Annotated in this window: 14 protein-coding genes; 11 read left to right on the top strand and 3 right to left on the bottom strand. The window is 74.5% G+C overall.

Features of this window, described 5'->3' with window-relative positions; genetic code table 11:
• The first annotated feature begins 34 nt into the window (after positions 1 to 34).
• The 3 genes from ABZZ04_RS10575 to ABZZ04_RS10585 all read left to right on the top strand — a co-directional run bounded on the left by ABZZ04_RS10575 (position 35) and on the right by ABZZ04_RS10585 (position 3,866).
• Positions 35 to 1,156, top strand: coding sequence for a PP2C family protein-serine/threonine phosphatase (locus ABZZ04_RS10575; RefSeq protein ID WP_356931809.1), 1,122 nt, complete (start codon positions 35 to 37; stop codon positions 1,154 to 1,156).
• Positions 1,157 to 1,351: 195 nt separating this feature from the next.
• Positions 1,352 to 2,728 (top strand): deoxyribodipyrimidine photo-lyase, encoded by a 1,377-nt coding sequence (locus ABZZ04_RS10580; RefSeq protein ID WP_356931810.1) that lies wholly within the window; start codon positions 1,352 to 1,354, stop codon positions 2,726 to 2,728.
• 268 nt (positions 2,729 to 2,996) lie between these two features.
• A complete protein-coding gene (locus tag ABZZ04_RS10585) occupies positions 2,997 to 3,866 on the top strand; it encodes an endonuclease/exonuclease/phosphatase family protein (protein WP_356931949.1) in 870 nt (289 codons plus the stop codon).
• A gap of 271 nt (positions 3,867 to 4,137) precedes the next feature.
• Here ABZZ04_RS10585 and ABZZ04_RS10590 read toward each other — a convergent pair whose 3' ends face one another.
• Positions 4,138 to 5,400, bottom strand: a complete 1,263-nt coding sequence (locus tag ABZZ04_RS10590; RefSeq protein WP_356931811.1) for an NADH:flavin oxidoreductase/NADH oxidase family protein — start codon at positions 5,398 to 5,400, stop codon at positions 4,138 to 4,140.
• A gap of 96 nt (positions 5,401 to 5,496) precedes the next feature.
• Here ABZZ04_RS10590 and ABZZ04_RS10595 point away from each other — a divergent pair, with 96 nt between their 5' ends.
• Entirely contained in the window at positions 5,497 to 6,117 is a 621-nt protein-coding gene (locus ABZZ04_RS10595; protein WP_356931812.1) for a TetR/AcrR family transcriptional regulator, read from the top strand.
• Between the two features lie 121 nt (positions 6,118 to 6,238).
• Positions 6,239 to 6,799 (top strand): cysteine hydrolase, encoded by a 561-nt coding sequence (locus tag ABZZ04_RS10600; protein ID WP_356931813.1) that lies wholly within the window; start codon positions 6,239 to 6,241, stop codon positions 6,797 to 6,799.
• An 83-nt stretch (positions 6,800 to 6,882) separates the two neighbouring features.
• Here ABZZ04_RS10600 and ABZZ04_RS10605 read toward each other — a convergent pair whose 3' ends face one another.
• Together ABZZ04_RS10605 and ABZZ04_RS10610 are read right to left on the bottom strand one after the other, a co-directional pair.
• The gene (locus ABZZ04_RS10605; protein WP_356931814.1) at positions 6,883 to 8,025 is read right to left on the bottom strand and encodes a glycoside hydrolase family 3 N-terminal domain-containing protein; all 1,143 of its coding nucleotides are present in this window, start codon (positions 8,023 to 8,025) and stop codon (positions 6,883 to 6,885) included.
• 305 nt (positions 8,026 to 8,330) lie between these two features.
• Positions 8,331 to 9,125: a GH25 family lysozyme gene (locus tag ABZZ04_RS10610; RefSeq protein ID WP_356931950.1), complete on the bottom strand. Its 795-nt coding sequence runs from the start codon at positions 9,123 to 9,125 to the stop codon at positions 8,331 to 8,333.
• Between the two features lie 722 nt (positions 9,126 to 9,847).
• Between ABZZ04_RS10610 and ABZZ04_RS10615 the strand changes: the two genes are divergently transcribed.
• From ABZZ04_RS10615 to ABZZ04_RS10640, 6 genes are all read left to right on the top strand, one after another.
• Positions 9,848 to 10,804 carry a helix-turn-helix domain-containing protein gene (locus ABZZ04_RS10615; protein WP_356931815.1) on the top strand — a complete coding sequence of 319 codons (957 nt, stop codon included), beginning with the start codon at positions 9,848 to 9,850 and terminating at the stop codon, positions 10,802 to 10,804.
• Positions 10,805 to 10,911: 107 nt separating this feature from the next.
• On the top strand, positions 10,912 to 11,910 hold the full coding sequence (gap, locus tag ABZZ04_RS10620) for a type I glyceraldehyde-3-phosphate dehydrogenase (protein WP_356931816.1): 999 nt from the start codon (positions 10,912 to 10,914) through the stop codon (positions 11,908 to 11,910).
• A 160-nt stretch (positions 11,911 to 12,070) separates the two neighbouring features.
• Complete coding sequence (locus ABZZ04_RS10625; protein ID WP_356931817.1) at positions 12,071 to 12,757, top strand: DUF402 domain-containing protein; 687 nt, start codon at positions 12,071 to 12,073, stop codon at positions 12,755 to 12,757.
• Positions 12,758 to 13,142: 385 nt separating this feature from the next.
• The gene (locus ABZZ04_RS10630) at positions 13,143 to 13,322 is read left to right on the top strand and encodes a hypothetical protein (RefSeq protein ID WP_356931818.1); all 180 of its coding nucleotides are present in this window, start codon (positions 13,143 to 13,145) and stop codon (positions 13,320 to 13,322) included.
• Between the two features lie 127 nt (positions 13,323 to 13,449).
• A complete protein-coding gene (locus tag ABZZ04_RS10635) occupies positions 13,450 to 13,989 on the top strand; it encodes a PQQ-binding-like beta-propeller repeat protein (protein WP_356931819.1) in 540 nt (179 codons plus the stop codon).
• The gene (locus ABZZ04_RS10640; protein WP_356931820.1) at positions 13,986 to 22,313 is read left to right on the top strand and encodes a type I polyketide synthase; all 8,328 of its coding nucleotides are present in this window, start codon (positions 13,986 to 13,988) and stop codon (positions 22,311 to 22,313) included. Before ABZZ04_RS10635 ends, ABZZ04_RS10640 begins: the two co-directional genes overlap by 4 nt.
• Positions 22,314 to 22,315 lie beyond the last annotated feature (2 nt).

Below are 22,315 nucleotides of genomic sequence, written 5' to 3' on the forward strand. Positions count from 1 at the left end.
TAAAGGGAAATGCACCATCTGTCCCGGAGGTCCCGTGCTCCGTAACCATTCGAAGAAGCCGACGCGCCCGGTGGAGGCCATCGAGCCTCCGAGCGGGGCCGAAGTCGTGATCGCCGTCGCCGTGGTGACCCTGCTGGTGACGGTTCTGGGGGCCCTGTCGCAGTCCCCGGTGTGGCTTCTCGGGCTCCTCGTGTTCCTCCCGGGTGCGGCGTCCGCGCTGTGCACCGTCCGGCAGACGCAGTTCGTGGCCGCCTGGACCGAGTTCGTCGTCATCCTCGCCATGCTGGTCCGGCAGGGGGACGGGTGGCCGTGGCTCGACAGGATCCTCATGATCCTGCTCACCCTCGTCCTGGGGGCGGCCTCCGTGTACGCGTGCCACCGCCGCATCGGCCGGGAGCAGGAGATGATGCGGCTGCGTTCCACCGCGGCCGCGATGCAGCGTCACATCCTGCGCCCCCTGCCGATGCTCACCGACGACGTCCTGGTGAACGGCGTGTACGAGCCGGTGCAGGAGGACCGTCTGGTCGGCGGGGACATCTACGACGTCGTCGACTCGCCGTGGGGTACCCGGGTGCTGATCGGCGACGTCCAGGGAAAGGGCCTCCCGGCGGTCGGCGCCGCGTTCGCCGTCATCGGCGCCTTCCGTGCGACGGCCCACCGGGAGCCCACCCTGACCGCGCTCGTCGACGCCCTGGACGCCTCCGTCGTACGGCACAACTCCTATGCCGCGCAGACCGGCGACGACGAGCGGTTCGTCACCGCGCTCGTCCTCAGCATCGACGCGGGCGCGGAGGCGCAGGCCATCAACTGCGGTCACGTCCTGCCGCAGTTGCTGCAGGACTCCACCGTCATGACGCCGGCCCTCACCTCCGGGGTCCCCCTCGGTCTCGCCGATCTCGCGGACGAGCCCGCGACGGTCGACTGGTTCGTCTTCCCGCCCGGTGCAACCCTGCTCCTGACCACGGACGGGCTCACCGAGACCCGTGGTGCGGACGGTTCGTTCTACCCCCTCACCGAGAGCCTCACCCGGCACGTTTCGCTCTCCCCCACCGATCTGCCGCGCGCGCTCTACGACGACGCCCGCGAGTTCGCCGGGGGCGGCGACCGGCACGACGACGTGGCGGTGCTGACGGTGCGGCGGTCACCGCGCCGCTGACGGGCCGGGCGCGGACCGCCCGGGTGCTCCGGCGGTCCGCCGGGGCCCTGTCCCCCCTCACCGGTCGCCGCCCGACGGGGACGCATCGCTTCGGGCCCGAAAAACAGCCGCGGCCCCCGCCACCGCCGGGGGGTCCGCACGGTTGTCAGGGGGCCGTTCCCCCCCCCCCGACCGGACCCGCCCAGGAGTGATGCCATGACCGTCCCGATCGTCCTGTTCACCGCCGACCTGCGGGTGCACGACCATCCGCCGCTGCGCGCGGCGCTCGCGGCCTCGGACGAAGTGGTGCCGCTGTTCGTGCGGGACTCCGCCATCGACGCGGCCGGCTTCGCCCCGCCCAATCGCCGGGCGTTCCTCGCCGACTGCCTGACCGACCTGGATGCCGCCCTGCGCGGGCGCGGCGGCAGGCTGGTGGTGCGCTCGGGCGGCACGGTCGAGGAGGTGTGCCGGGTCGCCGCGGAGGTGGACGCGGGCGAGGTGCACATGTCGGCCGGAGCGAGCCGTTTCGCACTGGCGCGGGAGGCGCGGCTGCGGGAGGCGCTGGCGGCCGCGGGCCGGCGTCTGCGCGTGCACGACGCGGTGACCACCGTGGTCCCGCCCGGCGCGGTGACGCCCGCGGGGTCGGACCACTTCGCGGTCTTCACCCCGTACTTCCGCCGCTGGTCGCAGGTGCTCCCGCGGACCCCGCTGCCCGCTCCGCGGGCGGTGTCCGTGCCCGACGGCGTCGCGTCGGAGGGCCTGCCCTCCCGCGCCTCGGTGACCGGCGTGTCGAAGGGGCTGGCCACGGGCGGGGAGAGCGAGGGCCGCAGGCGCGCGACGGCCTGGTGGCGCACGGGCGCGGCGGATTACGCGGACCGCCACGACGATCTGGCCGGCGACGCGACCTCCCGCCTCTCCCCGCATCTGCATTTCGGCACGCTCTCCCCCGCGGAACTCGTCCACCGTGCGCGCCTCGTGGGCGGTGCGGGCGCCGAGGCGTTCGTCCGGCAGCTGTGCTGGCGCGACTTCCACCATCAGGTGCTCGCGGCCCGGCCCGCGGCAGCCGTCGTGGACTACCGGACCCGGCACGACCGTTGGCGGTCGGGTACGGCGGCGGAGGAGGAGACCGCCGCGTGGAAGCAGGGCCTTACCGGATATCCGGTGGTCGACGCGGCGATGCGGCAGCTCGCCCACGAGGGCTGGATGCACAACCGGGGGCGTCTGCTCGCGGCCTGTTTCCTCGTCAAGACGCTGTACGTCGACTGGCGGGTGGGCGCCCGCCACTTCCTGGACCTGCTGGTGGACGGCGATGTGGCCGACAACCAGCTCAACTGGCAGTGGGTGGCCGGCACCGGCACGGACACCCGGCCCAACCGGGTGCTCAACCCCGTGACGCAGGGCAAGCGGTACGACCCCGAGGGGGCGTACGTCCGCCGCTGGGTGCCCGAGCTCGGCGGGATCGCGGGGGCCGCGGTGCACGAGCCGTGGAAGCTGCCGGCCCCGGAGCGGGCCCGGTACGACTACCCCGGCCCCGTCGTCACGCTGTCCGAGGGCAGGGACCGCTTCCGAAGGGCCCGCGGCCTGGCGGACTGAGCGCGTCCGGACCCGGTGGGCCCCGCCCGTACCCTCCTGGGGGCGGGGCCCGGGAACTGTTCCGCCCGGCGGCCCGTCCTGGGCAGCGAGGTCGAGCGGACGCAGACGGGGAGCCGTGGTGGAGGGGAAGACAGCAGTGGCCGGGTGGATACGACGGCGATCGGTGCCGCGGGTCGCGGGCGACGGCGCGAGGCGGGATTCGCCGCACCGGTCGGCCTGGGAGCGGGGGCGGGTGCTCGCCGGTTTCGCGGTGCTGACGGCCGGGCTCATGGCCTTCCACCGGGTGGTGCCCAACTCCGTGGGCCGCCTGGGCAGTCTGCTGGAGGTGTTCCTTCCGTGGCTCGGTCCGGTGGCCGTGGTGCTGTTCGTCCTGGCCCTGCTGCGCCGTTCGGCGATCGCGCTGACGGCGCTGCTGCTGCCGGCGGTGGCCTGGACGTACCTCTTCGGGGGGCTGCTCCTGCCCGGGGCCGGGGCCGGCCCGGACGAGCTGGTCGTGGTGCAGCACAACGTCAGCGACGAGAACGCCGATCCGGCGGGCACGGCCCGCGCCCTGGCCGACGCCGGGCCCGACCTCATCGCGCTGGAGGAGCTGGTGCCCCCGGCGCTGACGGCGTATGCGCGGACTCTCGCCCCGGACTACCCGCACCACGCCGTCCGGGGCACTGTCGGGCTCTGGTCGAAGCATCCGCTGACCGACGCCGGGGCGGTGGACATCAGGCCCCGGGGGATCACGGGGGCCTGGAGCCGGGGGCTGCGGGCCGTGGTCCGCACTCCGCACGGCGACATCGCGGCGTACGTCGCGCATCTGCCTTCGGTCCGCGTCGGGGCGAGCGGCCTGGCGTCCTCCCGGCGCGACGAGAGCGCCGACCTGCTGGGCAGGGCCGTCGCCGCCGACAGCGCGCGAACGGTCCTCCTGCTCGGCGATCTCAACGGCACCGTCGACGACCGCGGGCTGGCCCCGCTGACCTCACGGATGAACACGGCGGAGCGGGGTTTCGCCTTCAGCTTCCCCGCCGGCCTCCCCCTGGCCCGGATCGACCAGGTCATGGCCCGCTCGGCGACCGTCCGGCAGATCCGCACCCTGCCGCCCACCGGAAGCGACCATCTGCCGGTCGTCGCCCGGATCGAACTGGGCTGAGGCACTCGCCCGACGCCCCTGCGGGGTGAACGCGAAGGTCCGGGGAGGACGGGGCCCTCGCCGCAGCGCACGGCGAGGAGGCACGGCCGGCCGTGCTTGGCGGCCGTGTTCCGGTGTCCTTCGTACCGCCGTTCCGGCGCTCGCCCCGGCCGTGCTTCGGAGGCCCATGGCCCACGGCACGCGCTTCTCCCCGCGGGGCCGGCCGTTCCCCGGGCCGGGAGCAGATCCGGCTGCCTCCCACGGCGGCTCCGCGCGTCCGGTGCCGTCCGGCTCACATGGTACGGCCCGCGGCGGCGGTGTCCCGTGCCCCGGACAGCCAGGCGCGGTAGCGGCGCAGCGCTCGCCACTGCTGGAGCTGCTCGGCGATCAGGGTGCGCGCCGGGTGGACGCCGGGCGCGGGGTCGCTTCCGCGGGCGATGCGGCGCATCTGTTGGCGGACCTGCGCCATCCCGGCGGCGGAGGCGAGGGTCTTGTCGGACCAGTCGACGGGCCGCAGCCGCCGTTCGGCCTCACGGCCCTCCCGCCAGCGGTCGGGCAGGTCGGGGGTGACGGCGAGGGCGGTGCCCATCCCGACGAGCGCCACGCCGTCGGCGAGGACCTTCTCCGCGGTCTCGCGTCGTGTGATGCCGCCGGTGAGCATCAACGGCAGTGGGCTGGTTCCGACGAGGTCCTTCGCCAGGTCCAGGAAGTAGGCCTCCCTGTCCCGGGTGCGGGCGTCGGCGGAGCGGCCGGTCATCGCCGGGCTCTCGTAGCTGCCGCCGGACAGTTCCACCAGGTCGACGCCGAGCGGTTCGAGCATCGCGATCACCTGCCGGGCGTCGTCCGCGTCGAATCCCCCGCGCTGGAAGTCGGCGGAGTTGATCTTCACCGCGACCGCGAAGGAGGGCGAGACGGCGGCGCGGACGGCACGGACCACGTCCAGCAGCATCCGGGCCCGGTTCTCCAGCGGCCCGCCCCACGCGTCGGTGCGCCGGTTGGACAGCGGGGAGAGGAACTGCGACAGGAGGTAGCCGTGCGCGGCGTGGATCTCGACGCCGTCGAACCCCGCCTGTTCGGCCCGCGCGGCCGTGACCGCGAAGCGGGCCACGGTGGCCTCGATCTGTTCCGGGGTCATGGCGACCGGCCGGCCGAAGCGGCTGCTGTGCCGCCCCAGGTCGACGCCCACCGCGGAGGGGCCCCACACCACACCCGGCATGTTCGCCTGGATCTGGCGGCCGGGGTGGTTGATCTGCATCCACGCGGCCCCGCCGCCGGACTTGGCGGCCGCGGCCCACTCGGTGAACGGCTCCAGCGGCGCGGCTTCGTCGAGCACGATGCCCGCGGGGCCGGTCAGCGCCTCGGCGTGGACCATGACGTTGCCGGTGATCAGCAGTCCGGTGCCGCCGGCGGCCCAGCGCCGGTACAGGACCAGCAGTCGCCGGTCGGGCAGCTGCCCGTCGCCGGCCATGTCCTCCTCCAGGGCCGCCTTCGCGATCCGGTTGCCCAGCGTCGCCCCGGAACGCAAGGGCAGCGGCGAGAACAGCTCGTCGGTCATCCGCGTTCCCCCTTCTTTCTCTCAGCCGATCACAATGTATGCACCGCTCACATTAGGGGGCGATGTGAGCGGTGTAAACATGAGAGGGTGTGAACCATGTCGCAAGCAAGTGCGTACCACCACGGAGATCTGCGCGCCGCCTGCCTGCGCGCGGCGCGGGAGCTCCTGGAGGAGGACGGCAGTGCCGCGCTGTCCCTGCGGGCGGTGGCACGACGGGCCGGCGTGTCGGCGGCGGCCCCGTACCGTCACTACGCGGACCGCGAGGCGCTCGTCTCCGCGGTCGCGGCGGAGGGCTACCGCGAGCTCGCCGAGTACCTGGCCGCGGCCCACCCCTCCCCCAGGTCGGCCGACGACCTCGCGACGGTCGCCGTCGCCTACGTCCGTTTCGCGCTCGACCACCCGGCGATGTTCCGGGTGATGTTCGCGGAACCGTGCGACCCGGACGACACGGAGCGGGTCGCCGCGACCGCCGCCATCTGGGAGTACGTCCACGGCATCACCCACGACACGTTCCCGGGCACCGACCCGGCCGCCCTGTCGACCACGGTGTGGGCCCTCGTCCACGGCCTGGCGTTCCTGCACCTCGACGGCAATCTCGACGCATCGACCCCGGAGGTGGTCGCCGGACAGGTCCGCAGCGCCGTGCAGGCGTTGTTCGACGCCTCGTCGGCATGGCACGGGCGGCGGACCGCGGAAGCCCCCACGCCTCCCGGCTGAGCCCGCGCCCGTCACGGATGCGGAAGGCAACGCCCCGGCCGCCCCGCCCGTACGCCGCAAGGACCCGGTCGGCCCCCTCGCCCCCAGCCCCAGTCCGAACCGACACCTTCTTGGAGACCGTATGAGCAGCGCCCTTCTCGTCATGGACGTCCAGCGCGACGTCGTGGACATCGCCGACGACGGTTCCGGATACCTGCCGCGCCTGCGCAGGGCGATCGACGCCGCCCGGGCGGCGGACATTCCCGTCGTCTACGTGGTCATCGCGCTGCGTCCGGGCTTCCCGGAAGTGAGCCCGCGCAACAGGGCGCTCACCGCCGTCGCGCGGGCCGGGCTCCATGTCGAGGGCGATCCCGGCACCGGGATCCACCCCGACATCGCGCCCCTGCCGGGCGAGGTGGTGGTCACCAAGAGGCGGGCGAGCGCGTTCTCGGGCAGCGACCTCGACGTGGTGCTCAGGGCACGCGGCATCGACAGCCTCGTCCTCACCGGCATAGCCACCAGTGCCGTGGTGCTGCACACCCTGTGCCAGGCCAACGACCTGGACTTCGGCCTCACCGTCCTCGGCGACGCCTGCCTGGACCTCGACGCCGAGGTGCACCGGTTCCTCACCGAGAAGCTGTTCCCGCAGTGGGCGGACGTCGTCACCGTCGACGACTGGGTCACCGCCCTGGCATCCCGTTAGGGCCTCCCGTCCGGATCAGACCCACCGGGAAGGGACCGGTGCGCGGCCGGGCCGTCGGCGCCGGAAGACGGCGGCGGTCCCGGTCAGGACAGGCTGCCGCGAAGGGTGCCGACGCGCCCGGCCGCCGCGTCGAAGGCGGTCCCGTCGAGGGTTCCGTCCGCCAGGGCCCCGCTCAGCGCGGCCACGGCCTCGTCCCCCTGGTCGACGTCGCGGGCCGAGCACAGGATCAGGTCCATGCCGGCCGCGGCGGCCAGTACTGCGCGCCGTGCCGTGCCGCCGTACGCCTGGAGGGCTCCGGCCTCCAGGGCGTCGGTGACCGTCACGCCCCGGAAGCCGAGCCGGTCGCGCAGCTCGCCCACCACGACCGGGGACAGACCGGCGGGCCGGTCGGCGTCCAGTGCCGGGTAGACGGCCCAGGAGAGCATGACCAGTTTCGTCCCGGCGGAGATCGCCGCCCGGTACGGCACCTCGTCGACGCCGCGCAGGGTGGCCGCGGACGTGGTGAGGGTGACGGGGCCCAGGTCGGTGTTCTGGTTCGCGGCGGCGGGGCCGAGGCCCGGGAAGTGCTTGGCGGTGGCCGCCACCCCGACGTCCTGCTGCGCGGTGATGAAGGCCGAGCCGCAGGCGCCGACCGCCTCCGGGCGCTTGCCGTACGACCGCTCGTACCGGTCGGTGAAGTCACCGGTCCTGCGGTACACGTCGAGCACCGGCGCCAGGTTGACGTTCATGCCGACGCCCGCGAGGTTCAGGCCCGCCCCGTTGCCGGTGTACTCCGCCTGCCCCTCCGGGTCCGCGGAGGCGCCGACGTCCTTCGCGGACAGCACGGGCTCGCCCGGCAGACGGCGCACCATGCCGCCCTCCTGATCGGTCATCAGGAGCAGCGGTGCCTTGACCGGGGCGGAGGCGTGCGCCTCGTTCATCTCCCGGACGACGCCTTCGATCCGGCTCGGGCTCCCGATGTTCTCCCCGAAGAAGATCACCCCGGCCGTACGGCCCTGGCCGATCGCTTCCATCAGCCGGTCCGGAGGGGTGAGTCCCGGGTAGGAGTGGATGACGCACTGCCCGGCGCGCTGTGCCGGGGTCAGGGCGGGCAGCGGGGAACGCACCCTGTCGGGGATGCGCGCCTCCGCGTCCGTACGGCCAGCCGGCCCCAGCCCGGCGACCAGGGCGGCCGTTCCGGCGAGCAGGGCGCCGCGCCTGCTGAGGAACTCCGGTGTCGAACTCATGGCTCTCTCCTTCGTGAACTGCCGTTGTGTCCGGCACGGGTCGGACGGCACAGGTCGGACAGCCCGGGTCGGACGGCACGGACCCGAGCGGGGCCGCCCGGCGGGGCGAGGGGCGCCTCCCCGCCGTACCGAACCGCCGGACTGTCGGGCCCGTCGGACCGTCGGACCGTCGGACCGCCGAACTGTCGGGCCGTCGGTCACAACCTCGGGGCGGGACGGGCCCGTTGGCCCGCTCCGCCCCGAGGAGCCGATCGCACGGGGGTCACAGGCCCCCGGGGAAGATCACCGTACGCCCGGCCCCGCGGTCACGGGGTGTTGTTGGCCAGGGCCAGCAGGCGGGAGCGGTCGCCGCTGAAGCGGTCGCGGTCGACGTTCCCGGAGATGCCGCTCACCGAACCGGTGGAGGTGTACTGCCAGACGGTCCAGTACGGGAAGCCCTTCGGGATGCTCGGGCTGCCCGCGGTGGTCCAGTGGGCCACCCACAACGGGCTCCGGGCGGACATGCCGGTCCAGCCGCCGGTGCAGGAGTTCCACCAGCTCGCGCTGGTGTAGATCACGACGTCGCGCCCGGTGCGGGCCTTGTACCTGTTGTAGAAGTCGAGGATCCACGACTGCATCGCCGCGGGCGTCTTGCCGTAGCAGCTGCCCTCGATGTCCAGCACGCCCGGGAGCGTCAGGTTGTCTCGGGACCAGGCGCCACCGTTGCCGGCGAAGAAGTCCGCCTGCGCCGCGCCGCCGGACACGTCGGGCCGCGCGAAGTGGTACGCGCCCCGGATCACGCGGGCGTTGTAGGCACCCAGGTAGTTGGCGCTGAACCTGGGGTCCTTGTAGGTGGTGCCCTCGGTCGCCTTCATCCAGGCGAACTCGATGCCCGCGGCGCGCACCGAGCCCCAGTTGATGGCGCCCTGCCAGTTGGAGACGTCCACGCCCACGGGGTTCGCCAGGAGGTCCGCGCCCGGCGCCTTCTTCCCGAGGTCCAGCTGCCGGGTGTCCGGCTTGAAGTCCTTGCTGTCCTGGACGTAGCCCACGCCCATGTAGCCCTTGCCCTGCGGCACGGCGCTGTCGGACGGCAGCGGCGCCGAGGAGGCGGTGCCCGACATCAGGCCGAGGGTCAGTGCGACGCTCGCGCCGACGGCACCGGCCACAGCGAATCTTCCCTGTACGGACTTCGCGGAACGGATCCGGGAGAACAAGGTTTCCTCCTGCTTGGTCGAGGGACGGGATGCGGTGGTGCCGGTCGGTGCTCCGGCGCGGTGGATGCCCACGCGCCCGGGGCGGGAGGCTGTACGACGGACGGGAGGGCGGGCGTGGTGCGGGGTCGGCCGCCGGGAGCGGACGGCCCTTGCCGCGCCGCGGGAACACATGCGCCGTGGCGCGGGTCCCGGTGGTGGTGGTCGTGCCCGGACGACACCGATCGCGTCCGGTCGAAAGGCTCGGCCGCGCGCTTCCCGCAGAGCGGTCTACGCGCGTCTACTTGATGCGGACACGTCATAGTGAGCCACAGGAACACGCATGCGGTAAACGGTTTTCCGCCTCGTTAGTGGTCTAGACCGATCTGCGCTTCGATGAGCTGCGGAAACACAACGATGCCGACAGAACTTTTACAAGTGGCGGGGCCGTACGGGCCGACGGGCCGGCACACGGGACACGGGCACACGGGAGGACGACGGACACGGTGCGGTGGGCGCCGCCGCCCGGGACGGGGCGAGGCGGGACGACCGGTGGGCCGCGAAGGAAGAGGGTCCGGTCGGTGCCGTCCGTCCGGGCCGCCCGGTCCACGCGGTGGACACGTCGGGGACGCGCCCCACGTAACCTCTCTCCCGTGTCAGCCTCCCGTCTGTATCGCGTCGCCGTCCTCGTGCTCGAAGGGGCGAAGCCGCTCGATGTCGGCATCCCCGCGCAGGTCTTCGCGACCCGCGCGAGCATGCCGTACGAGGTGCGGGTGTGCGGGGCCGCACCCGGCCTCGTGACCGGTGGCGACGGCCTGTCGTACGACGTCGCCCACGGCCTCGACGCACTCGCGTGGGCCGACATCGTCTTCGTTCCCGGCTACCGGTTCCCGGACCGCGACGATCCTCCGCGGGCCGTGCTCGACGCGCTGATCGCCGCCCACGCCCGGGGCGCGCGGCTCGCCGCCATCTCGACGGGCGCCTTCGCGCTCGCCGCGACGGGCCTGCTCGACGGCAAGCGCGCCACGACGCACTGGCACTACACGCGGGCGCTGGTGACACGGCATCCGCTCGTCCGGGTCGACGAGAACGTGCTGTTCGTCGACGAGGGCAGCGTACTGACGTCGGCCGGTGCCGCCTCGGGCATCGACCTGTGCCTGCACATCCTGCGCGGCGACCTCGGGGTGGCCGCGTCGAACCATGCGGCCCGGCGCCTCGTCGCCGCCCCCTACCGCAGCGGCGGCCAGGCGCAGTACGTGCCGCGCAGCGTGCCCGAGCCGCTCGGCGAGCGGTTCGCGGCCACCCGCGAGTGGGCGCTCCACCGGCTCGGCGAGCCCCTCACCCTCGACGCGCTCGCCCGGCACGCGGCGGTGTCGCCGCGCACGTTCTCGCGCCGCTTCGTCGAGGACACGGGGTACACACCGATGCAGTGGATCATGCGCGCCCGCCTCGACCTGGCCCGCGAGCTGCTCGAACGCTCGGAACGGAGCGTCGAGCAGATCGCCATCGACGTCGGCCTCGGCACCGGGGCCAATCTGCGGCTGCACTTCCAGCGGATCCTCGGCACGACGCCCAGCGAGTACCGGCGCACCTTCACCCAGGGCGAGTAGCCCGCCGCCCACCGTGTGGCGAGATCCTTTTGAACCATGGCGATCATGCCGCTGTCGCGGGCGGGCGCGGCACGCGACATTGGTGGCGAACCGAAGGGACACCATTCATGACTCGCATCGCCATCAACGGATTCGGCCGCATCGGACGCAACGTGCTGCGCGCACTGCTGGAGCGCGACAGCGACTTCGAGGTCGTCGCCGTCAACGACCTCACGGAGCCCACCGCGCTCGCCCGGCTGCTGGCCTACGACTCGACGTCCGGCCGCCTCGGCCGTCCGGTGAGCGTCGACGGGGACGTCCTCGTCGTGGACGGCCGCCGCATCAAGGTGCTGGCCGAGCGCGAGCCGGCGCAGCTGCCGTGGGCGGAGCTCGGCGTGGACATCGTCCTGGAGGCCACCGGCCGCTTCACCTCGGCCAAGGCCGCTCGCGGCCACCTCGATGCGGGTGCGAAAAAGGTCCTGGTCAGCGCCCCGTCGGACGGTGCGGACGTGACGCTCGCGTACGGCGTCAACACCGACGCGTACGACCCCGACGTGCACACCATCGTCTCGAACGCCTCCTGCACCACCAACGCGCTCGCGCCGCTGGCCGCGGTTCTCGACAAGCTCGCCGGCATCGAGCACGGCTTCATGACGACGGTGCACGCCTACACGCAGGAGCAGAACCTGCAGGACGGCCCGCACCGCGACCCCCGCCGTGCCCGCGCCGCCGGGGTCAACATCGTGCCGACCACCACGGGCGCCGCCAAGGCGATCGGTCTCGTGCTGCCGAACCTCGACGGGAAGCTGTCGGGCGACTCGATCCGGGTGCCGGTCCCGGTGGGCTCGATCGTCGAGCTCAACACGACCGTCGCCCGCGACGTGACGCGCGACGAGGTGCTGGCCGCGTACCGCACCGCCGCCGAGGGTCCGCTCGCCGGCGTGCTGGAGTACTCGGAGGACCCGCTCGTGTCGTCCGACATCACGGGCAACCCGGCTTCGTCGATCTTCGACTCCGCCCTCACCCGCGTCGACGGACGCCACATCAAGGTGGTCGCCTGGTACGACAACGAGTGGGGTTTCTCCAACCGTGTGATCGACACGCTCGGTCTCCTCGCCGGCCACTGAGGCGGCGCCCTCCTCCGGCGACCGCGTCCGAACGCTCCAACCGGCCGGGCCGTGTGCGGGCCGCCCCCGGGCGGCGGCTTGCCCACCCCGGCCGGGGCGCGCTGAGATGGTGCCGCCCCGCCGGACGTCCCGGCCGTGGCCGGTGCAGGGGGAGGACGCGGTGCGCGGTTTCGAGACGGGCCGGACGGTCGTACGGCGCGACGTGCACCACTCCGGCCGGGTGTGGAGCGAGCAGGCGATGCGGGTCGTCGGCGACACCGACGAGGCCTTGGTGACCGCCTGCGCGCCCGGAGCGGAGGCCCGGTGGCCCGTCCTGTACGCGAAGGCCCGCGCGGACGGGGACCGTTCGGTGCGCACGGCGGCGTTCGACGCGATGGCGACCGGCCGGTGGGAGCTCGGGGCAGCCACGTGGCAGGAGACCGACCTGCTGCTGTGGAAGCCCCCGGCGGCCTGGTTCAGCATCAACGCCTTCTTCGTCCCCGACGGCGACGGACGCCGGTTGCGGAACTGGTACGTCAATTTCGAGCACCCCGCTCTCCGCACCGGGGCCGGGTTCGACACCTTCGACCTCGCCGTGGACCTGCTCGTCGACCCCGACCTCACCCGCTGGGAGTGGAAGGACGAGGACGAGTACGCGCACGTGCGGCGGCTCGGCATCATCTCCGACATCGAGCACCGGGCCGTCGACGCCGCCCGCGCCCAGGTCCTCGCGATGCTCGCCGAACGCACCGGCTTCTTCGCGCACGCGCAGCGGTGGGCGGCCTGGCGGTGGGAGCCGGACTGGCCCACGCCGCGCCTGCCGCGGCCCGCTCCGACCGTGGAGGGGGCCGGGCCCGCGAACGGCTGAACCGCCGGCCGGACAATTGCCCACCGACAGGGACCGAAGGTACGACCGGCGAAACGGCCCGGGGTCGAGGCACGTCACCGCGCACGTCGGCGAGAACCGGCCAAAATTGAACTCTCCCCTGTTTACTGGAGACTTGGTTGCCGACATCGGTTCTCGGGAACCACCGGGCCGCTCCGACCTGCGGCTTCTTCTTCCAGTGATCCGCGTGGACCGTTCGTGGACCAGCGGAGGAATATCGTCTTGGCCGACGCCTGCCCATGGTCACGTCAAGGCCCGCGCCCGCCGCATACCGTCATCGGCAACGCAGACAGGGACCGCCCCCTGGCCGGGGCGGTCCCTGCGGTGTCCGCGTGCACGAGACGAACCGCGAGCAAGGGACGAATCCATGCAACCACAGAAGTGGAAGACCGTCGGCCTCCAGTACCGGCGCCCCGAATGGCAGGACGCCTTCAACACGGCCATCGCCGGCGCCGTGCTCCTCCTGCTCCCGCAGGCCCCGCACGAGCTCATCGGCCTGGCCGCCGTCCCGTTGCTCAGGTGCGTGCGGATCCGCCGGGCTGTCTGAATCGGCACCTCGACGAAAACCCCGGTCGCGCCCGGCGGCCGGGGTTTTCGTCGTGTCCGGCACGAGGGCGCCCGACATCTCGGGTTCGAGTCGATTCCGGCCCTCCGCCGATGCGCCGGTAACGGGCATGGGATCTCCGGAACGGCCCCGCGCGACCGTGGCCGACGGGATCGTGTACATCCGCAGCGTCCACACCGTGTACGCCCTGGACGCCACGACCGGTGAGAAGAAGTGGGCCCACGCCATCAAGTCCAATCCCTACGGCGGTTGCTCGACACCGGCCGTCGTGGACGGGGTCGTGTACGTCGGCAGTTACGAGGGCACGGGCGACGACTGGGAGGGCAGGGTGCTGGCCCTGGACGCGGCAACCGGGAAGAAGAAATGGTCCTACGCCACCGGTGGTGTGGTCACCTCGTCCCCGGCCGTGGCCGGCCGGCTTCATGTACGTGGGCAGCGACGACAGGAGCGTCTACGCCTTGAACAGCGCCGTCATCGAGGCCGCCGCCCGGACGCGGGGCCCGGGTGCCTGCGCCCGGCGGGGCGGGGCACCCCGTGGGCGGTCTGCGTGCGTGGTACCCCGTTGGTGGTGTCCCGTCCTCGGGAGGCAACCCGGTCCACCGCGCCACCGTCCTCAACGGCGGGTCGTCCCAAGGAGGTCATTCGGTGATCAGCCACGCCGACGTCGTCGAGCCGCTCCCGGAACTGCTCGGGCGGCACGCCCGGCGGCTCGGGGACAAGGTCTGCTTCGAGGACCGGCTCCGCCGTGTGACCTACCGGGAGCTGGAGCGGAGAACCGCGCGGCTGGCCGGGCACCTGGCCGGGCTCGGTCTGGCGCGCGGCGACCGGGTGGCCGTACTGCTCGGCAACCGCGTCGAGGCGGTCGAGAGCCTGCTCGCCGTCACCCGGGCGAGCGGTGTGGGCGTGCCCCTGGACCCGGGGAGCCCGGAGGAGGAGCTGGCCCGCCTGCTGGACGACAGCGGCGCACGGGTGCTCATCACCGATGCCGCCTGCACGGCGCGGCGGCGAACGCTGTTGTCACGCGCCGGACTTGCCGTGGTGATGGCCGAGGGCGGCGCCGAGGCAGACGCCGGGGACGGGGCCGGGGACCGGCCGCCCGTCGGACTCGCGGACGGCGTCACGGGCGGGGACGCAAACGGTGTCCTGCGGTACGAGGAGCTGGCGGGTACGGAGCCGCGGACGCCGGCCCGGGACGATCTCGCACTGGACGAAGTGGCCTGGCTGCTCTACACCTCGGGCTCCTCCGGTGTGCCCAAGGGAGTCCTGTCCACCCAGCGCAACCGGCTCTCGCCGGTCGCGGCGGGCCTGGTCGGGGTGCTGGGCCTGTCCGAACGGGACCGTGTGCTGTGGCCGTTGCCGCTCCATCACGCGATGAGCCAGGTCGTGGGCTTCCTCGGAGTGGTCGCGGTGGGGGCGGGCGCGGTGCTGCTGCCCCGGTTCTCGGTGGCGGGCGTGCTCGGCGAACTGCGGCGCGAGGATGCCTCGTTCACCCTGCTCGGCGGGGTTCCGACCACGTACTCGGCGCTGCTCGACGCGGTCCGGGGCGAGGCGGGCGAAGGGGGCGGCGCGGACGGCGGCGGTCTCGGCGCCCCCGCGCTGCGGGGTTGCGTCAGCGGTGGCGCCGCGGCGGGGCCCGGGTTCCGCGAATCCTTCGAGGCGGTCTGCGGGGTGCCCTACCTGGAGCACTACGGCAGCACCGAGGCGGGCCCGGTCACCATGTCGGCGCCGGGCGGGGCCACGGGGGCCGGTTCGTGCGGCCGGGTGCTGCCCGGCACCCGGGTCCGGGTCGGCGGGGGCCCCGACGGCCGGGACACGGGCGAGGGCGAGTTGTGGGTCGGCGGGCCCGGTGTGATGGCCGGTTACCACGGCAGGCCGGAGGCCACCGCGGAGGTGCTGCGCGACGGCTGGTTCCGCACGGGCGACCTGGCCCGGGTCGATGCCTCCGGCGGGCTGACGATCACCGGCCGGGCGAGCGATCTGATCGTCCGGGGCGGGGTGAACGTGCATCCCACGGAGGTGGAGGCGGTGCTGCGGCGGCTGCCGGGGGTGGCGGACGCGGCCGTGGCCGGACGCCCGCACCCCGTCTTCGGCGAGGTGCCGGTCGGCTATCTGGTCGCCGGGTCCGGTGGTGACGTGCTGGACCGGGGACGTGTCCTCGCCGCCTGCCGTGCGGAGCTGTCCGGTTCCAAGGTGCCCGTCGAACTTTTCGAGGTGGCGGGCATTCCCCGTACCGCCTCCGGGAAGATCCTGCGACGGGACCTGGCCGGCCTGCCGGCGCGGGCGTTGGGCACGGAGGGCGCCGGGGGGCCGTCGCAGGACCTGCTGGCCCTGGTGCGGGGCGAGGTGGCGGCCGTGCTCGGCTGCACGGCCGAGGCGGTGGAGCCGAACACGGCGCTGCGGGATCTGGGCATGGACTCCTTGACGGCGACGGTGCTGCGGGAGCGGCTGTCGGCGGCGACCGGGCTGCCGCTCTCCGAGGCCGTCGCCTTCGACTTCCCCACGGCCGCCGCGCTCGCCGCCCACCTCGGGGAACGGGACGCCGCCGTGCCGTCCGGGGCCGGCCCCGTGAACCGGGGCTCGGCCCGGCCGGACGACGACCCCGTGGTGATCGTGGGCATGGCGTGCCGTTATCCCGGTGACGTGACCTCTCCCGAGGAGCTGTGGCAACTGGTGGCCGACGGGCGGGACGCCATCGGCCCCTTCCCCGCCGACCGGGGCTGGGACGTCGACGCGCTGTACGACCCGGACCCCGGGCGGCCCGGACGGACATACGTGCGCGAGGGCGGTTTCCTCTCCGGTGCGGACCGCTTCGACCCCGGGTTCTTCGGCATCTCGCCCCGCGAGGCGCTGGCCATGGATCCGCAGCACCGGCTGCTGCTCGAAGTGGCGTGGGAGGCCTTCGAACACGCCGGTCTCGTCCCCGACACCCTGCGCGGCTCGGCGACCGGGGTGTACGTCGGGCTGATGTACAGCGACTACGCGCGCGGCCTGGCCAGGACGCCCGAACAGGTCGAGGGGTACCTCGGTCTCGGCAACGCCGGAAGCGTCGCCTCGGGCCGCATCGCGTACGCCTTCGGTCTCGAGGGTCCGGCCCTCACCGTGGACACGGCGTGTTCCTCGTCCCTGGTGGCCCTGCACCTGGCAGCCCAGGCGCTGCGCCGGGACGAGTGCGCCTTCGCGCTGGCCGGTGGTGCCACGGTGATGTCGGGGCCCTCGTCGTTCGTGGAGTTCAGCCGTCAGCGGGCGCTGTCCCCGGACGGCCGCTGCAAGGCGTTCGGCGCGTCCGCCGACGGCACGGGGTGGGCCGAGGGCGCCGGGATGCTGCTGCTGAGCCGGTTGTCCGGGGCGCGCCGCGCCGGACTTCCGGTGCTGGCCGTGGTGCGCGGCTCGGCGGTGAACCAGGACGGGGCGAGCAACGGGCTGACCGCACCGCACGGTCCGGCGCAGCAGCGGGTGATCCGGCAGGCGCTCGCGGACGCGGGGCTGGGCACCGGGGACATCGACGCGGTGGAGGCGCACGGCACCGGCACCCGGCTGGGCGACGTGATCGAGGCGGAGGCGTTCTTCGCGACGTACGGGCGCCACGCGCGGCAGCATCCGCTCCGGCTGGGTTCGGTGAAGTCGAACATCGGCCATGCCCAGGCCGCCGCCGGGGTGGCCGGTGTGATCAAGATGGTGCAGGCGATGCGGCACGGTGTGCTGCCGCGCACGCTGCACGCCGACGAGCCGACGCCCCGGGTCGACTGGTCGTCGGGGCGGATCGCGCTGCTGACCCGGGCGCTGGAGTGGCCCGCGACGGACCGTCCGCGCCGGGCGGGGGTGTCGTCGTTCGGGATCAGCGGCACCAACGCCCACGTGGTCCTCGAAGAAGCCCCGGGGGGCGGGGCGGACGCGCCGCCCGACGCCACGAGCGGGGCGGTACCGGGGCGTTCGGCGTCTCCCGGACGGGCCGCGGTCGTCCTTCCGGTGTCGGCGAGGAGTGCGCCGGGGCTGCGGGCCCAGGCACGGCGGCTGTACGACCACGTGGCCGCCGCTGCCGACGACGTGTCCCCGGTGGACCTCGGGCACTCGCTCGCCACCACGCGTGCGGCCCTGGAGCACCGGGCCGTGGTGGTGGCCCGGGACCGTGCCGGACTGCTCGGTTCGCTGCGGGCCGTGGCGGAGGGCGACGGCCGGGCCGGGGTGCACACGGGTGTGTCCCGCCGACACGCCTCGCCGGCCTTCCTGTTCACCGGACAGGGCAGTCAACGCATCGGCATGGGCCTTGAGTTGTACGGGGAGCGGGACCTGCATCCGGCCTTCGCCGAAGCGTTGGACGAGTGCTGCGCCCTGTTCGACCCGCTGCTGCCGGTGCCGTTGCTGGACGTCATGTTCGCCGGGCCGGGTACGGAGGCGGGGGCGGGCTCGCTGCTGGACACGACCCGGTTCGCGCAGCCGGCGCTCTTCGCCCTGGGGACGGCGCTGTTCCGGCAGTTCGAGGCGTGGGGGGTGCGTCCCGGCCAGGTGGCCGGGCACTCGGTCGGCGAGGTGACGGCGGCGCATGTCGCCGGGGTGCTGTCCCTCGCGGACGCGTGCGTGCTGGTGGCGGCCCGGGGCCGGCTGATGGACGCGCTGCCGCCGGGCGGCGCGATGGCCGCGGTGGCCGCCGGTGCGGAGGAGGTGGCCGCCCACCTCGCCGGGACCGGGGGCGCGGTGGAGATCGCCGCGTTCAACGGGCCCGCGTCGGTGGTCGTCTCGGGCGACGGGCCGGCGGTGCGGGAGGTGGCCGCGCACTTCCGGGAACGGGGCCGTTCGGTGACGCCGCTGCGGGTCGGTCACGCCTTCCATTCCGCCCGGATGGAGCCCGTGCTGGCCGAATTCGCCGATGTGGTGCGGCAGTTGTCCTTCACCGCGCCGCAGCTTCCCCTGGTCACCGCCGTGGCGGGCCGGGCTGCCAGCGTCGACGAGGTGTGCACGCCTGAGTTCTGGGTGGACCACGTCCGCCGTCCGGTCCGCTTCGCCGATTCGGTGGCGCGCCTGGGTGAGCGGGGCGCGGCACACTACGTCGAGCTGGGGCCGGACGGGGTGCTCACCGGTCTGGTACGGGACTGCCTCGACCCGTCCGGTCCGGGGACGGGAACGGGAACGGGGACAGGGACGGGGACGGGGGGCGGCGGGCGGGGCCCGGCACCGCTGGTCCTGCCGACGCTGCGCGGGAAGCGGCCGGAGGCGGACGCCCTGCTCGACACGCTGGCCGCGCTGCACTCCCGCGGTGTGCCCGTCGACTGGCCGGCCTTCTTCGCCGGGCGCGGCGGGCGGCGCGTCGCGCTGCCCACGTACGCCTTCCAGCGCCGCCGGTACTGGCTGGAGGCCGTCCCGGAACATCCGCCCGTGTCCCCGGTCGCCGGGCCCGCCCATCCGTTCCTGCGGTCGGGCACCCGGACCGCCGACGACGACGGGGTGCTGCTGGACGGGGTGCTGTCGGTGCGCGAGCAGCCGTGGCTCGCCGACCACGTGGTGGCCGGGCAGGTCCTGCTGCCGGCGACCGCCTTCGTCGACATGGCCCTCCACGCGGGCGGGTCGGTGGGTGCACCCGTCCTGGACGAGCTCGTTCTGACCGCACCGCTGGTACTGCCCCCGGACGGTGCCGTCGCCCTGCAGGTGAAGGTGGCCGGAGCGGACGACACGGGGCGGCGGGCGGTGCTGTTCCACTCCCGGCCGTACGCTCCGGCGGGTGACGGGCCCTGGCTCCGCAACGCCGTCGGCACCCTTTCCCCGGCACTTCCGTCCGCGGACGGAGGCGGTGGCGCGGCGCTGCCGGACACGCCCTGGCCGCCGGAGGGCGCCCGGCCCCTGCACTCCGGCGATCCGGGTGCCGGGCCGTACGAGCTGCTGGCCGTCGGCGGGCTGCGTTACGGCCCCGCCTTCCGGGGCATGCGCGCCGCCTGGCGGCACGGGGAGGAGCTGTACGCGGACGTCGTGCTGCCCGAAGCGGTCCGGACACCGCGCCCGGGGGCGGGCGGTGCGGGGTTCGTCCTGCATCCCGCGCTGCTCGACGCGGCGCTGCACGCCCTGGCCCTGGACGGCCTCGCCGCGAACGGTTCCGGGGCGGCCGGCGAGGTGTCCCTGCCGTTCTCCTTCAGCGGGGTACGCGTGCGCGCCGCCGGTGTGCGGAGCCTGCGGGTACGGGTGGCTCCCGGTCCCGACGGGCGGGTCGGGGTGGAGCTGGCCGACGGGGCGGGCGCGCCGGTGGCGACGGTCCGTTCGCTGGCGCTGCGGCCCCTTCCGCGTACCGGACCGGCGGCGGGGGCGGGCGCCGGGGCTCTTCACCGGACGGACTGGGTGCCGTCGGCCGGGTCGCCCGCGCCCGGGGCGATGCCCCGCTGGGGGGTTCTGGGCGCGGCGGGCTCGCGGCCGGTGGCGGCTCTCGCGCCGCCGGGTTCCGGCATCCCGGTGTACTCCGGTCCGGCGGCGTGCGACGCGTCGTCGGCCGTCGTCGTGGCCCCGTGCCCGCCGCCGGTGGCGGCCGGTGACGGGCAGGACCCGGCCGCCGGTCCGCTGCGGGCGGCGGACCGGGCACTGGGGCTCGTACGGGAGTGGCTCGCCGAGCCGCGGCTGTCCGGCTCCCGTCTCGTCCTCGTGACGTCCGGCGCCGTCGCCCTGCCCGACGATCCGCTCCCCGCGGACGGTGCCGCCGGTCCCGGGGCGGCGTCCGTGCCGCCGCACGCCCCGGTGTGGGGGCTGGTCCGCTCGGCCCTGCGGGAGAACCCCGGCCGCTTCGCCCTGGTCGACGTGGACGAGCACCCCGATTCCTGGAGTGCGCTGCCCGCCCTGCTGGCCTCTCCGGTGCCGGAGGCGGCCGTGCGCCGGGGGACGGTGCACGTGCCGAGGCTGGTGCCCCTGGCCGCGGCGGTGCCGAAACCGGGAAAGGGGCGGGTGCTCGACCCGGAGGGCACCGTTCTGGTCACCGGCGGCACCGGTTCCCTGGGCGCGCTGGTGGCGCGGCATCTGGTCGCCGCGCACGGGGTCCGGCATCTGCTGCTGGCCGGCCGGCGCGGGCCGGACGCCCCGGGGGCGCGGGAACTGGTCGCGGAGCTGCGCGGGGCGGGTGCCCGGGTGAGCGTCCACGCCTGTGACGTCGCGGACCGGACCGCGCTCGCCGCCCTGCTCGGCACGGTGCCGGCGGCCCATCCGCTGACCGGTGTCGTGCACACCGCGGGAGTGCTGGACGACGGTGTCGTCGAGGCGCTCACCACCGACCGGCTGAGGCGGGTGATGCGACCCAAGGCGGACGCCGCCCTCGCCCTGCACGAGCTGACCCGGGGGCACGATCTGGCCGTGTTCGCGCTGTTCTCCTCGGTGGCGGGGGTCCTCGGCTCCGCGGGCCAGGCCAACTACGCCGCGGCCAACTGTGTGCTGGACGCCCTGGCGCGGCACCGCGGGCGGCTCGGGCTGCCCGGTACGTCGATCGCCTGGGGTCCCTGGCAGCAGGACGACGGCATGATGGCGCACCTCGGCGACGCGGATCTGCGGCGGATGGCCCGTGCCGGGTTCGGCCCGCTCGGGCCGGACGAGGGCCTGGCGCTCTTCGACGCCGCCGTGGCCGGTGACGAACCCGTGGTGGTGGCGGCCCGCCTCGGACCGGCCGCGCTCGGGGACGGGGGCGGGGGTGGAACGGCGGACCGGCCGCGGCCCACGGCCGTCGGCGCGGGCGGCGGGGAACGGCCCGGCCGGGGGCCGGCGACCGCTTCCCCCGACGAGATAGGCGGGGTGCTGCTCGCCGGGGTCCGGACCCTGGCGGCCCGCGTCCTGGGCCACCGGGAGGAGGCGGCCGAGATCGACGAGGACGCCCTGCTGGCGGACCTGGGGCTGGACTCCCTGGCCGCGGTCGAGCTGCGCAACGAGCTCGCGACGTGGACGGGGCTGGCGCTGCCGTCCACGCTGCTGTTCGACTTCCCGACGCCGCGTGCGCTCGCCGACGAGCTGACGCGACGGCATGCCGTCGAGGCCCCTTCCGCGGGCCTCGCGAGCCGGCTGCCGGACGACGGTGCGGGCCACGGCGGTACGGAGGACGGGCAGGGCCCCGGTCAAGGCCTCGGCGGTACGGAAGGCGGTCCGGGGGCGGGTGCCGCGCAGGTTGTCCCGGTCCCTGGGCGGATCGCCGGGGCGCCCGGGGCCGGGGAGTCCTCGGACTCCCTGGGCGCCCTCTTCCGCGCCGCGTGCGCCGGGGGCCGGAGCTGGGACGGCATGGCGCTCCTCACCATGGCCGCGCGCCTGCGTCCGGCCTTCGACAGCGACCGGGCTCCGGGCGCGGCGCACGAACCCGCCGTGCTCGCGGCGGGCGGCACGGGACCCCGGCTGGTCTGCTTCCCCGCGCTCAGCGCGCTGTCCGGGCCGCAGGAGTACGCACGTCTCGCCGCCGGGCTGCGAGGTCTGCGGCCGGTTTCCGCGGTGCGGCACCCGGGGTTCGAGCCCCGGGAGGCGCTGCCCGTCGCGCTGGACGCCCTGATCACCGCCCAGGCCGCCGCCGTCCGCGCGGTCGCGGCCGAGGGCCCCCCGGTGCTGCTGGGGCGGTCGGCCGGTGGCTGGGTGGCACACGCCGTGGCCGAGCGGCTGGAGTCCGAGGGCGCCGCCCCGGTGGCCGTCGTTCTGGTGGACACCCATCCCCCCGTGCACGGCGACCAGGACCGGGGACTCACCGCGATGACGTCGGACATGCTGCGCCGGGCGGCGGAGTTCGCCTCCACCAGTCCCGACCGGCTCACCGCCATGGCCGGGTACTTCGAGCTGTTCCGCGACTGGGAACCCGCGCCGCTCGCCTGCCCCACCCTGTACGTACGCGCCCGGGATCCGCTGCCCGGTGCCGGCCCCGCCCCGGACTGGAGCCTGCCGCACACCGAAGTCACCGTTCCCGGGGACCACTTCACCATGCTGGAGGAACATGCCCGTACGACCGCGCTCAGCGTCCACCGGTGGCTCGGCGACCGGGACTGAGG

The sequence above is a fragment of the Streptomyces sp. NPDC006435 genome (genome assembly GCF_040612315.1).
Taxonomy (GTDB): Bacteria; Actinomycetota; Actinomycetes; order Streptomycetales; family Streptomycetaceae; genus Streptomyces.